The sequence below is a fragment of the Geovibrio ferrireducens genome (assembly GCF_026226615.1).
Lineage (GTDB): Bacteria > Chrysiogenota > Deferribacteres > Deferribacterales > Geovibrionaceae > Geovibrio > Geovibrio ferrireducens.
This window is the reverse complement of the sequence record NZ_JAJAPB010000019.1, coordinates 1-13482: the sequence shown is the minus strand read 5'-3', so window position 1 is coordinate 13482 and position 13482 is coordinate 1. Positions and strand designations below refer to the sequence as shown.

The following is a 13482-nucleotide window of genomic DNA, read 5'->3' as shown; positions in this document are numbered from 1 at the left end:
CAGCCCGCTTTTTTTTATGTTCCGGCGGCTTTGCCCGCGTTCCATAGGTTCTGCGCTGAAGTTCTGCTGTATGTTATTAAACAGAAAGCAATTGCTGACACTAATCCCATAAGCCCTGAAAAGACAAAAACTGATTTAATCCCGGCATATTTTAAGAGTATTGAGCTAAAAACAGGGCTGCACGCAAATCCAAGCCCCATAAACATATTAAAATGTCCAATAATGCTGCCCCTTGAACCTGCTTCGCTGTGTTCAAACAGCAAGGCTGTGCAGGCCGGCTGTGAAACAGCGCTGAATACTCCGCTGAAAAGAAGTACGGCAAGCAGATGAACATAACTGTTAACTAACACAGTCGCAATAAGCAGAAGCGACACAGCCACTCCTCCGCAGGTGATAAGCAGCTCTTTATGAAAATAATCCGCTAATCTCCCGGTGAAAGGCAGGAATAAAGCCGTTACAGCCGCTGACAAACTTAAGGCCAAGCCTATTTCTTTGACTGATACAGATTGTCCGCTAAGGTATATTGGAAGAAAAACCGTGATGGCGGAGATTCCCCATGCCCTGCAAAAGATATAAATCATTAAAATACTGACAGCCGCTTTTTTACAGAGTATTTTTTTTGCTTTGATAACGGGTGTTTCTTTAGTTTTGCCTATGAGAAAGGCAAGTGAAAAACTTAATAAACAACAAATCATTATAAATAAAAATAAATGGCTGAATCCGGCTTTTTCGACAATAATACTGCCGATCAAAGGTGCTGCTGCAACGGCAGAATAAAACGATAAGTCAAAGATACCGATAGCTTTTCCTTTTTGCTTTTCTGAAAACTCAAGCAGACAGTATATTACAGGGCGAAATACAGCACACGCGATTCCCTGAAACACTCTTAATATTAAAATTACTTTTTCATCCTGCGCCAAGTTGAACATGACCGAAACCACGGTAAACAGCGCAACTGCGTAAAAAAGAACTGTTCGCGGACCGTATCTGTCAATAACACTGCCTGCCAGCGGCGAAAATAGTATTTTTGATGCAGCATAAAAAGCAAAAGCAAACCCAAACATCACTCCGTGCGAATAAAACTCATTATAGAACAATGGAAAAAGCGCATCATTTGCGGCAAAAGCCAGTGTGATTAAAAAATTTACAGCAAAAAGTATCAGAAACTTCTGCTTTTGCAACTTATTCTGCATAAACATACTTTTGCCTACGGTACGCTTACTGTGAATGAATGGTGACACTCTTTATTGCAGTAGAGCACTGAAGGGGAATGAATATGATGGCATAATGTACACCTTAAGGAACCTGTGTGAGCATTATGTGGGTTTACAGAATATTCTTTTCCGTCAGTGCTTTTCAGCGTAGTTATTTCTTTGGCTTCCATACCGGCATGGCATTCTATGCAATACTTCTGAGGCGCTGCCTTAATAGGAGTTTCTGTCTGATGGCAGTCAATGCATGTGATCCCTGCTTCAGAATGCTTTTTATTTATATGTTTGTCATCTGCTCCTGCAAAAGAGGATATGAACATCATTACAGAAAACATTACAATAGTATTTATATATTTATTATTAAACATTTATATCTCCACTTGTGAATTAGGGCAGCACGGAGGCGGTTATTCCGCACTGCCCGCTGATGCTCCTAAAGCTTTGTTGAGAATGTCATCCAGAGAGCATTGCCTTCTGTTGAATCTTTTGAGTCAAACTCTTTGTAGTATTTTACTTTTATTTGGCCGTTGATCATGGGAACGAAAGCGTTGATCTCCGGACCTATTCCGAATTTTTTATCATGGACAGATTTGTCCCATGATACATCCGAACCGGAATCATCAGTAACCTGCCAATGAGCATAACCGGAAACACCAACATCGAAAGTTCCTATTATCCGCCCTATTCCCCACTCCAGGTTCAGGTCATCTCCATAGGTAATATCGAGCTCCCTGTTTTCAAAGTGTTTCTCATGTCTGCCCAAAACAGAGATGCTCCATAATTTTTCCTCATCCGGATAAAAGGTTACGCCGGATGTTGTCATCAGCGTATAGTGGTCACTGCCTGTATTTGCTAAGTCCGATTTGCTGTACTCTCCGGTCGGGATATACATGGCAACTCCGAAGACAGCGTCATACCTTTTGCCGTGCCATGCAAGAGTCAGAGGTTCGATTGTCGTGTCACCTATGTTAAATGTATCGTCATTGCCGGCAGTGGTTTGAATATCAGCATAAACAGCAGGAATTATAAGATTCATTCCGTAATCAGCGCCAAGGAATTTCTTTTTTGTCATCCATATGAAACGGTGGACATTCGCAAATGTTTTTATCTCAGGTGAGTTGTCAATTTTGTCACCGCTGCTGTCTCTGAATTGATCTGAAAAATAGTACTGGTTGTACATAACGTAGTAAAAGCCCGGCCCCGGTATACTGGCTGCTTTGATACCTTCAGAGCCAAGGGCATAATCCTGCGCATTTGCGGGTGAAAAAGTGCATGCCAGTAAAAGCAGGCAGAGCGCAGCCGATATTTTTCCGGCATTTATAAAAGTTGTGAATATGTTTCTCGATAACATAAAAAATCCTTATATTAATAAAGTTTTATGTGGTTTCTATGAGATATGCATTTTTTCACTGTCAAAAAAAAGAAGAAAAATTAATGCTTAGCGGGGCAGAAGCAGCGGGCTACTGTATTTCGGTCCAATCGTATATGTCTTCAAAGAGTGACGAATGAACGTAGATATTCCGTTTGTTTCTGCTCATTAATTTCTTCTCATACATTTCAACAACCGTGCGGCAAACCGTGACTTCCGATGCTCCGAGTATCTGTGCGTATTCCCTGTGGCTAAGGTAGATAGGGAGCATGTTCCAGCCGTCTTTAATTTCCGGATTATACGAAGTCAGAAGCACTTTTAAGAATACCCGCAGTCTTTCCGGAACACTGAGAGTATAGTTTGCGATCATGGCTTCCATGTGGGTTTCCTCCTTTGCTACCACGCCCTTAGTATAAAGGAGCATGAGCTCAGGATTATTGCCGATATGTTTCTGCCATACATCGTAAGTGATGCTTAAAACTTCCGAAGGTCTTATCACACTGTCAGTTACATTGACCAATTCTCTTGTCAGACCGTCAATATCGGCAAGTGCACGTCCGGGAATAACTAAGCTGAAAATAAAGCTTCGTTCGTGCTTGTCCTGAAATGAGAATGCTGCCAATCCTTTTTTCAGATAATAAAATTTCCCTTCGGATCCTCCGTTTATCAGGGGAGTGCCGCGCCCTAATAATTCCGGAGAACCATATTTTAAATAAACTTCACGGAGTTGAGGCGGTTCTTCAATGTAGATCCACGGTTTTTGAAAAAATACCTGTCTCATAATCTACCGTTTTTTTAAATTGGCGGCGGTCTGTCAAACCGCCGCTCCTGTTCTGAGTTATTTTTTAATTTTACCAAGTTTTACAGCAATATGCTCCGCAGCGATTCTGCCGCCTGTTGCCGCATAGCTTGACAGGGAACCGGGCATTATAAGATCATAAGTATCACCGAACATGCCTCCGGCATCTATACCAGCTGCGTAAAGACCGCTTATGGGAGTGTCATCATCTGTGACAGCCTGCATATTGGCGTTAATCCTTACACCGCCTATTGTACTCATGAATGACGGTTCACCTTCAACTGCATAAAAAGGACCATTTTCTACTTTGCGGAGAAATCTTCTGTCTTTCCCGAATACCTCATCATAGTTATATTCAGTGAATTTGTTAATATCTGCGACAGTTTTTTTAAGATTTTCGGCAGGAACCCCTATTTTTTTTGCAAGGGCATCTATAGTATCGGCTTTGAAAGCGTAGCCTTTTTTCTCACCTTCCCTAATACCGTCATCAATAAGATTGAGTTTTGTCCCTGCGGGAACCCAGTCACTGTAAGGCATTAAAGTTCCTGATGTTTTGAGCTCATTAACAGTGTTCTGATCCATAACGACGAAATATCTTTTTCCGACACGTTCAATTGCATTCTGAGAAACTGTCCAGTCAGATGAGTGCTGCTCATTAAAGAAGCGGTTACCGGCTTTGCTTACCCAAAGAAGCGGCTGACGGAGAACACTTGTTATCTGTCCGAGCGGTGTTGTATCAGTAAGAGTCTGGTTAGGATCCTGACCTATGGGAATGCCGCCCAGCACCAACAGGGAACCCATACTCTCTGTACCTGCACCAACAGCCATTGCCATGTTTATCCCATCACCTGCACGTCCGGCTTTGGGGCCTGCTACAAGCTGTTCAGCGTTTGCGATGTATTTTTTCATCATATTCAGGTTATTTGCAAACCCGCCTGTGCAGAGAATTACACCGCCTTTTGTGCGGAACTCAATCTCATCACCGCTGTCGGTATTTTCTGCAACTATCCCGACGACATTACCTTTGCCGTCCGTAATGAGTTTTTTCCCTGCTGTTTCTGTCATTGTCTTGTTGCCTGATTTATGGATTATATCAACAAGGGTTTTAACGGCTGTAGCGCCTGAGCCTTCATGAAACAAATGCCAGGTCTTCGGGCCGTTGTATATTACTGTGTGAACTTTTTCAAAGACTACCCCGCGCTCTTTCATCCAGTCCACATTTTCCGCTGAGCGGTTAATTAATGCTCTGAGAACTGCGCCGTTTGCTTTCCAGTGGCTGAACTCCATTGCCATATTCCATGCCTGATCTGTTGTAATCCTGTCTGAAGACTGCCTCTGCATATAGCTTTCAACGGCAAATGTTCCTTCAACAAACGGAGCTGCGCCACCGAGTGTGGGCATCTTCTCAATGAGATAAACCTTCAGACCGTTCTCCGCTGCAACAGCAGCAGCAGAAAGCCCGGCAAGGCCTGAATCGACGACAACAACATCCGTTTCGATAATCTGACGCTTAGGCGCCGCAAAAGCAGATGTTGCACATAGTGCTATCATCACAAAATAAATGAATAAATTACGCAACATTGTGCATCCTCCTATATAAGATATGAAGGAAAGATAACACAGCGCATTGAGTGAAAAACTATCATACGATATAATTTTGAATAAATTGTTAAAATATATATGACAAATAAAAAGCTGCTGGGCTGCAACTCAGGAAGCTTATTCAGCAGAGAGTATTCCTTACAAAGTGTCTTAAATCATTAATAACATAAGGGTTCAGACTGAAAATCCTGTATCCGGTTTTTATCAGGTGGCTGAGTATGCGCTCGTCCGCTGCTATTTCGCCGCAGATTTCAAGCTTTCGCCCTGTCTTTGCCACTCTCTGGTATATATGCTCAAGAAGAGCCAGAAATGCTTTATTATTAGTGGGATATAATGAGCTGACCGCCGGGTTGGTTCTGTCCACAGCAAAGAAATACTGAAACAGATCGTTAGAGCCTATACTGAAAAAGTCGCAGTATTCAGCCAGTTCTTCGATATAAAACACCGCAGAGGGAATCTCTATCATGGTTCCAAAGGAGGGAGCCTTAACGCCTCTTTCCTCGGCTATCTGTCTGCCGAGGAGCACCACATCCCGCAGTTCCTCCGGAGTGGAGACGAACGGAACCATTATCTTAAGCGACGGGTATGACGAATATACCTCGATAAGCGCCCTGAGCTGCTCCTCAAGCATACGTTTGCTGTCCAGAAGAAGCCTTATCCCTCTGTTGCCCAGTGCCGGGTTGTCTTCGGGAATTTCCAGATTGCTTTTCTTATCCGCGCCTATGTCAAACAGCCTGAAAACAACATCTCCGGGAAACATTGAGAGGATTTCCTCATAGGTTTTCACCTGTTCCCCGAAACCGAAGCCCGCAGGATTCTGGAGGTAAAAAATCTCAGTACGCACAAGCCCTATTCCGTCAGCTTTGAGGCTGCGTGCCCTTTCCGCATCCAGAAGGCTGGAGACATTGGCGTAAAAGTACACTCTTTCCCCGTTAGGGAGTATTATATTCGGGTCAGCTTCGCCGAGATCCGGCTTTTGTTTGATATTATTTATTTTTTCTATATATTCCTTCAATCTCTCCGGAGTGGGGTTAATGAAAATCTCCCCGCTGTCGCCGTCAAGGATGATAGTTTCGGCTACTTCCATAAACTCGGAAAGCTTTTTTACGCCGCTTACCGCAGGTATGTGTCTGCTTTTTGCCAGTATCGCTGTGTGGCTTGTTGCACCGTCCTTTGAGGTGATGAAGCCTGTAACCTTTTCTAAATCAAGGGACGCTGTTTCGCCGGGAGTGAGCGCATCCGCAATCAGGATGCTGTTTTCTCCAAGTTCCACATCCCTTTTCATAACACCCAGATGGCTGAGAAGGCGCTTGGAGATGTCTTCAATATCCCCTGCCCTCTCCCTTAAGTATCTGTCAGGGATGGACATAAATCTCTTTATGACCTTATCGGCAACGTGGCGCACACTGAATGCGGCGCTCTTTCTGTGCTCGGACACATGCCTTTTAATATCTTCTCTGAACATGCTGTCCTCCAGCATGAGCAGGTGTGTCTGGAATATTTCAGAATCTATACTGTCGCCGTTTTTATCAAGATCATCAATAAGCTTAATTAGATCAGCCTTTGTTTTGAGAAAGGCATTCTCAAGCTCGCTGAGTTCCAGCACAACATCCAGAACCCCAGTGTTTTTCTCCACGAACCTTGAAAGCACCATCGCCGGAGAACCTATGGCTATTCCGCCTGAGAGCGGTATACCGCGGATGCTGATTTCGCCTTCGTACATATCATCATCATTATGAGGTTCATAGAGATAATGCTTCATCATTATGGTGGAAACCTGCGCTGCTGCTGCTTTGATCAGCGCTTTCATCGCATCGGTATTTTTTTTATCCTTCTGAAACTGGAAAACCAGAACACCTATGGTGTGTGAGCGTCCTTTGAGCGGCACACCTATATAAGTATGAAAAGGCTCTTCGTTTATGCCGGGGAAGTAGTTGAATCCGGGGTGTTTGGTGGCGTTTCTGATGAATGTGTACTCACCGCTTGTGAAACTGAGACCTGTTAGTCCTTCTGAGGTTTTCATGGTGACATTGCCCACCGCAGAGGGGCTGAGGCCGTCTGTCGCCATGAGAGTCAGAGTGTCCTTCTTGAACTTGCTTAAAAGGTAAACAGAGCATACATCACTGCCCAGACCGCGCCGGAGATGAGTTACGGTTCTGGTAAGGACATCTTCCATGCTTTCCGCATCAAGAATGATATTGCTGATTTCAAGCAGAAGTTCAATTTTTCTCATAGCCATTGATTTTAGAGCCTCAAAGGGTTATGTGCAAGCAGAAATTCCGGTTTGATAATGCTGTTTTCAAATAAAATCCTCCGGCTTGCAGCCGAGAAAACCGCACAGCCCGTGAACCGCCTGCGACATATCACTGGAATAATCGTTGACGTAAAGGTCAATATGGCTTTTTATCACTGTATTATTAAGCTCTTGCGCATGTTTTTTAATGTATTGCTCGATCTCCGGGTATCTTGTCTTTGCAAAGTTTATGGATTCCCTGATGAGTCCGTTTATTTCATCAGCGTATGAGGCATATTCTTTCCTGATGAGTATCGCACCCAAAGGTATCGGAGCCTTGTACTTCTCCTCCCAGAGTTCGCCCAGATCACAGAGCTTCACAAGCCCTTCCTGTCTGTAGACAAACCTGCCCTCATGTATCACCACTCCGGCGGTTACCCTGCCCTCTTTTACTGCGGGCATGATTTCATCAAAACGCATTTCAATGAAATTATAATCCTCACCGAAAAAGTGCCTGAAGAACCTGAATGCGCTTGTATGTATTCCGGGAATGGCTATTACAGAGCCTTTGGCTGATGATAAGTCAGTCTCCGCTGCCGCCACTACCAAAGGTCCGCAGCCGAAGCCCAAAGCACCGCCAGCCTTAAGCACTGAATAGTCGTCCAGCACCAGCGGGAGCATTCCGTATGAGACCTTAACTATATCGAGCTCACGGTTAAGTGCTTTATTGTTAAGCACTTCTATATCATCCATAAACACAGAGAAGCTGTGAGGGGTCTTTATATGCCCCTCAAGAAGCGCCCCGAATATGAATGTATCATTAGGGCATGTGGATATGCCGATGTTAAAGTTCATTCAGGTTCCTTAAAATGACGGAATACTTCCCAGCAGGTACTTGAGGTCATCATCATTAAACTCAACGCCGCCGCCGAGGAAAAGCGTTCTCGTGTCGCTGTTTGCTATGTTTTCCACGCCGCCGGTCACAAAGAAGTTTTCTAAGAATTTATACTTCGCGTATGCTTTTACGTTGGCATTTCTGTCTTCGTCCTTGTCGGGGAAATCGTAAACATCAAGCTTTATCTCGAAGTTTTTGTTTTTGGGTATAGGGTAAATATCCGCCCCCACGCCGAAATCAGACTCCATAAGCCCTATGCGGAAATAGAAATTCTCAAAGAACCTGTGGGCATACATTGCTGTGAATGTAAGCTCATCTTTGTTGACTGTTTCTGTGTAAGCATAATCCTGCGAATGCTCACCGTAGCCCGGCTGAGTGTATTTGCGGGACACTTTTGTAGTGCTGTCCCTGCCGTTCGGATGTGTTTCAAGTCCGAGGAGGTAGTATCTCTTATCACTAGGGACAAGTCTGAGCCTGAATGCGCCTTTGTTCTCGCTCTCCTCAAAGTTATGCTGCCCTTCAAATGAGAGATAGACTTTCATTTTGTCAAGCTTGCCCATGGTGTTTTTAAGGCTTGTGAGCGTCTCGTTCATGTTATCAATGGTTTTGTTGTCATAGATAAGCTTGCCCACAGTGCCTTCACCGGATTTTATCTGTCCGGTGATGTCGTTCATGTTGTCCACAGTGGTTTCAAGCTTTGCTGTGACGGCGCGGAGGCTTTTTATCGTATCATTTATGTCGCTTTTGTTGCCGCCGACTATATCGTCAATGTCGCCTGTAACATTTTTGAGGTTCTCTGCTATAACCGGGGTCTGCATCCGCAGATCTTCCGTTATCAGGCGGATGTTGGCTATTATTTCATTCATATTCTGCTGGTTGCCCACAGCAATGCTGTTGAGCGAGCCTGTGAGTGATTCAACATTGCGCATTATGGCGTTTACGCGCATCTCGTTCTGAGCGAGGATTTCGCGGAGCATATCTGTTGTATAGCGTACATTTTCAAGGGTCATCTTCATATGATCTTTAGCTTCTGCCGTGGCGAGAACCTCTTTCAGCGCGGATGTTATCTCCTTTACATCCCCCGCTATATCACCCAGTTTGTTTCCGAGTTCGTCAAAATCCGTGGAGCTTGCAGATTCCCTTATCACATCATCTTTTTGCAGCATTCCGATAAACTCATCGCTTTTCATCTGGAGTTCGGCGTATTTTTCACCGAGGAAGCCGCTTGAGCGTACAGCGAGTATGACATTTGAGGGAATTTCATATTGTTTGTCTATCACCATGGTAACAATGGGCTTTCCGTTTACAAGCTTCACTGATGTGACCTTGCCGACCTCAACACCGTTGAACATAACAGCGGAATCCGCCGTGAGACCTGCGGCGTTGCGGAGCTCCGCTTTTATTTCCATGCCTTTGTGACTGCCCACTGAAAATGAGCCGGCCTTAAGGGACATAAAACCTATCAATGCAAAGCATATGATTACAAAGGCGCCAACCTTGGCTTCCAGTCCTGCTTTCATCTATTACCCCTCGCTTATATTACTTTTATGGGCCCTTCCATGGAAGCGGAAAGGAACTGACGCACGTAAGGATTATCCGTGGATTTAAACTCATCCGGAGTGCCGAAGAGAACAACCTTTCCGTCATAAAGCATTGCGATATAGTCAGCAATTTTAAGGGCACTGTCTATATCGTGCGAAATGACTACGGAGGTTATCTTAAGCTCCTTCTGTGTATCGTTTATCAGGTTATCCACCACATCGCACATGATAGGGTCAAGGCCTGTGGTGGGTTCATCGTAAAGTATTATTGCCGGCTCCAGCGCTATGGCTCTTGCCAGGCCGACCCTTTTCTTCATGCCGCCAGAAAGCTCAGAAGGCAGTTTGTTTTCAATATTTCTCAGACCAACCAGGCGGAGTTTTTCTATAACTATGTCATGGATCTGTTTTTTACTGAGCTTTGTATGCTCCGAAAGGGGAAAGGCTACGTTCTCAAAAACTGTCATGGAGTCAAACAGTGCGGCATTCTGAAAAAGGATGCCGAATTTCTTACGCAGTTCGAGCAGTTCCTTTCCCTTAAGCCCCACTATGCTTCTGCCATCCACAAGCACATCCCCTTTCGTGGGTGGCATGAGGCCGCACATCTGCTTGAGGAGGACGCTTTTTCCTGTTCCGGAGGGGCCTATAATGTAGGTTATGGCGTTTTTATGAACCTGAATATTAATCCCTTTATGGATTTTGTATTCACCGAAGCTTTTATGTACGTCTTTCAGTTCTATCGCAAATTCCATGAGACCGCCTAAAACATGAATGCCGTGAGGATATAGTCAAAAACAAGTATAAGAATGCATGCCAGAACCACGGACTCTGTGGTGGCTTTGCCCACGCCTTCCGCTCCGCCCGATGTGTAGTAGCCTTTGTAGCAGCCCACAAGGGTTACCAGAAGGCCGAACACAACAGATTTTACCATTCCGTTTATGAAGTCTGAAAGGTCTATGTAGCGGTACATATTCTCCATATAGAGAGTTTTGTTTATTCCCAGAATAGTTACCCCGACGAAAATACCCCCGACTGTACCGCAGAACACGGCAACAGCATTGAGCAGAGGCATCACAAAAACACCCGCGAGGATGCGGGGTACAAAGAGATACTGCACCGGATCAACCGCCAGTGAGGAGAGTGCGTCTATCTGCTCGGTAACTTTCATTGTGCCTATTTCGGCTGTGATGGCAGAGCCTGCCCTCGCGGCCACCATTATTGCTGAGAGAACAGGCCCCAGTTCCCGCGCCATACCGAGGGTTACAACCGTTCCCACCAGATATTCCGCGCCGAACTTACTGAAACCTATATAGCTCTGAAAGGCGAAGACCATCCCGGTGAAGCTTCCGGTGAGTATTATGACGGAAAGCGAGTTTACGCCTATGAACTCAACCTGCTTTATAAACAGCCTGAATCTGTACGGGGGAACAAAAGCTACACGCAGCGTTTCCCAGAAAAGCAGAAACAGTCTGCCCGCGCCCACGCTCATCACTGTAAAGGGTCTGCCTATGAATGCCAGAATTCCGTTCATTGTGAAGGAACTTCTCCTTTAGTCTTTGTAGATTCTGGGTATTCTGTCAGAAATACCGCATAGAACCTCATAGCTGATAGTGTCCGCAAGTTCCGCCCATTTATCAGCAGTTATATTATCTCCCAGAACTTCCACCTCCGGGTATGAGCCGTTAAGAGGAACATTTGAGAGATCTATCATTGTCATATCCATACAGACGGTTCCGATAACCGGGCAGTTAACACCGTTTACGCGCATCTCAGCACGGTTTGAAAAGCGTCTGGAATAGCCGTCTGCGTATCCTATGGGGACAACCCCTATGGTCATATCCCTGTCCGCGGTGAAGCGCCTGTTGTAGCTGACGGTTTCACCTCCGGCTATCTGTTTTATATGAACCACTTTTGAGTATATCCTCATAACTTTCTTTAAGGCAACCTCATTGTTGCCGTAAAGATAACCGTAGAGCATGATACCGGGCCGCACGAGGGAGAATTCATTCCTGATGTTTGCGATGCCGGATGAGTTCAGCAGGCTGGTGTTTGATTTGATATGATTTTTCGTTATGAACGTGCTGAAACGCTCTTTCTGGTAATTGCTGTACTCCGGATCCGTGTCGGAGCTGGAAAGATGGCTCATCACATGGCATACACGGAAACGGGGGTACTTCACAGTAAAGCTGTAGTAGTCCATATCCGGCTGGTAGCCCAGCCTGTGCATTCCGGTGTCTATCTTGAGGGTTATATCCGCTGTGCGGTCATGTTTCGCGAGATAGGCATGGTAAGCCGAGGCTATTTCATCGTCAAAAACCGCGGGGATCAGGTTATTGCTGAACATTTCGTCATGAAGATACTGATCCACATATCCCAGAAGGAATATCATAGGCTCACGGCCGAGATGCTCCCTCAGTATGATCCCCTCAAACAGAGTGGCAACGCCGAAGCGTTTCACCCCGCAGCGTTTCCATGCGTATTCCGCCAGAGGAAGCGCCCCGTGGCCGTAGCCGTCGGCCTTTATGATGGCTATTATATCCGTTCCGCTTAAGCTTCTTGCCTGTTCTATGTTATGCGCAAATGCGTTTAAGTCTATCTGAGCGTATGTAGGCCGTAGAGACTCAATTTTCTTTTGCATCACTTTCTATACCTGCCGAATGAAGAAGATATGATCTGATAAAGGGTTCAAGTCCGCCATCCATAACACTGTCCACGTTTCCGGTCTCGTGTCTCGTTCTCAGGTCCTTAACCATTTTGTACGGATGCATAACATAGCTTCGTATCTGGCTGCCCCAGCCGATGTCGGTTTTGGTGCTTTCCAGCTTGTCACGCTCTTCGTTGCGCTTTTTCATTTCGTGGTCATAGAGCTTCGCTTTAAGGAGCTTCATAGCGTGAGCCTTGTTCTTATGCTGGCTGCGCTCGTTCTGGCATGTGACCACTATTCCGGTGGGTTGGTGGGTTATGCGCACTGCGGAGTCCGTGGTGTTGATGTGCTGACCGCCCGCGCCGCTGGCCCGGTAGGTATCTATCTGGAGTTCGGATTCGTTGATCTCTATTTCTATGTCGTCATCAATCTCAGGGAGAACAAATACGGAGGCGAATGATGTGTGTCTTCTGCTCTGGGAATCGAACGGGGAGATCCGCACAAGTCTGTGAACGCCTATCTCTCCTTTGAGATAACCGAAGGCGTAAGCGCCTATGATGTTGAAAGTAACGGATTTTATGCCCGCTTCCTCACCTTCCACCATATCCATAACTTCGCACTTGAATCCCATTCTCTCTGCGTACCTGGTGTACATGCGGTAAAGCATCTGCGCCCAGTCGTTGGACTCTGTTCCGCCCGCTCCGGAGTGAATGGTGAGGATTGCGTTGTTAGGGTCATGGGGGTCGTCCAGTATGAGCTTAAGCTCAAACTGTCTGATAGTGGTTTCCAGTTTATCAGTTACAGCGACAATCTCCTCGCCGACCTCTTCCGCACCTTCGCCGTAGAGTTCTATAAGGGTTTCAACCTCATCAACAAGGCCTTTTACCTCTTTCCATTCTTCAAGGAATTTCTTCATGTTTGACTGTTCTTTAAGCAGCGCTTTTGACTCTTTTTTTGTCCAGAAGTCAGGCTCGTTAATGGACATTTCGTCCACCCTGCGGATTCTTTCGGTTATGTCTTCCTCATTGACCACAGGATAAAAGCCCTTGACCTGCTCTTTCAGTTCCCAGAATAAGCTTTGTGATTCTTCAATACTCATTTATGCTGTCCTTCTTCCATAGTTCGCAAACGGTACATCCTGTCCGTTTTCTCACACGCTCGCGCCTTGCAGAGCAAGGCTTCGCTCCGCAC

Annotated in this window: 12 protein-coding genes; all 12 read right to left on the bottom strand. The window is 45.6% G+C overall.

The genetic code is table 11. From position 1 onward, the window contains the following. Window positions 1–14 precede the first annotated feature (14 nt). The 12 genes from OSQ85_RS13305 to prfB all read right to left on the bottom strand — a co-directional run bounded on the left by OSQ85_RS13305 (window position 15) and on the right by prfB (window position 13390). A complete protein-coding gene (locus OSQ85_RS13305) occupies window positions 15–1199 on the bottom strand; it encodes an MFS transporter (protein ID WP_265823750.1) in 1185 nt (394 codons plus the stop codon). 8 nt (window positions 1200–1207) lie between these two features. Then, window positions 1208–1579 (bottom strand): cytochrome c3 family protein, encoded by a 372-nt coding sequence (locus tag OSQ85_RS13300; protein ID WP_265823749.1) that lies wholly within the window; start codon window positions 1577–1579, stop codon window positions 1208–1210. A 65-nt stretch (window positions 1580–1644) separates the two neighbouring features. Next, window positions 1645–2562: a SphA family protein gene (locus OSQ85_RS13295; protein ID WP_265823748.1), complete on the bottom strand. Its 918-nt coding sequence runs from the start codon at window positions 2560–2562 to the stop codon at window positions 1645–1647. Window positions 2563–2671: 109 nt separating this feature from the next. Next, complete coding sequence (locus tag OSQ85_RS13290) at window positions 2672–3202, bottom strand: Crp/Fnr family transcriptional regulator (RefSeq protein WP_265823747.1); 531 nt, start codon at window positions 3200–3202, stop codon at window positions 2672–2674. A 216-nt stretch (window positions 3203–3418) separates the two neighbouring features. Then, the gene (locus OSQ85_RS13285; RefSeq protein WP_265823745.1) at window positions 3419–4960 is read right to left on the bottom strand and encodes an FAD-dependent oxidoreductase; all 1542 of its coding nucleotides are present in this window, start codon (window positions 4958–4960) and stop codon (window positions 3419–3421) included. Window positions 4961–5102: 142 nt separating this feature from the next. Continuing rightward, window positions 5103–7220: a phosphoenolpyruvate--protein phosphotransferase gene (gene ptsP / locus OSQ85_RS13280; protein WP_265823743.1), complete on the bottom strand. Its 2118-nt coding sequence runs from the start codon at window positions 7218–7220 to the stop codon at window positions 5103–5105. 60 nt (window positions 7221–7280) lie between these two features. Continuing rightward, window positions 7281–8069 carry a 1,4-dihydroxy-6-naphthoate synthase gene (locus OSQ85_RS13275; protein ID WP_265823742.1) on the bottom strand — a complete coding sequence of 263 codons (789 nt, stop codon included), beginning with the start codon at window positions 8067–8069 and terminating at the stop codon, window positions 7281–7283. A gap of 9 nt (window positions 8070–8078) precedes the next feature. Then, window positions 8079–9629 (bottom strand): MlaD family protein, encoded by a 1551-nt coding sequence (locus tag OSQ85_RS13270; RefSeq protein ID WP_265823741.1) that lies wholly within the window; start codon window positions 9627–9629, stop codon window positions 8079–8081. A gap of 14 nt (window positions 9630–9643) precedes the next feature. Continuing rightward, window positions 9644–10399: an ABC transporter ATP-binding protein gene (locus tag OSQ85_RS13265; protein ID WP_265823740.1), complete on the bottom strand. Its 756-nt coding sequence runs from the start codon at window positions 10397–10399 to the stop codon at window positions 9644–9646. 8 nt (window positions 10400–10407) lie between these two features. Further along, entirely contained in the window at window positions 10408–11178 is a 771-nt protein-coding gene (locus OSQ85_RS13260; protein ID WP_265823739.1) for an MlaE family ABC transporter permease, read from the bottom strand. Window positions 11179–11196: 18 nt separating this feature from the next. Beyond that, entirely contained in the window at window positions 11197–12285 is a 1089-nt protein-coding gene (gene alr / locus OSQ85_RS13255) for an alanine racemase (protein ID WP_265823737.1), read from the bottom strand. Further along, window positions 12269–13390: a peptide chain release factor 2 gene (gene prfB / locus OSQ85_RS13250; RefSeq protein ID WP_265823736.1), complete on the bottom strand. Its 1122-nt coding sequence runs from the start codon at window positions 13388–13390 to the stop codon at window positions 12269–12271. The genes alr and prfB overlap by 17 nt, the downstream gene beginning before the upstream one ends. Window positions 13391–13482 lie beyond the last annotated feature (92 nt).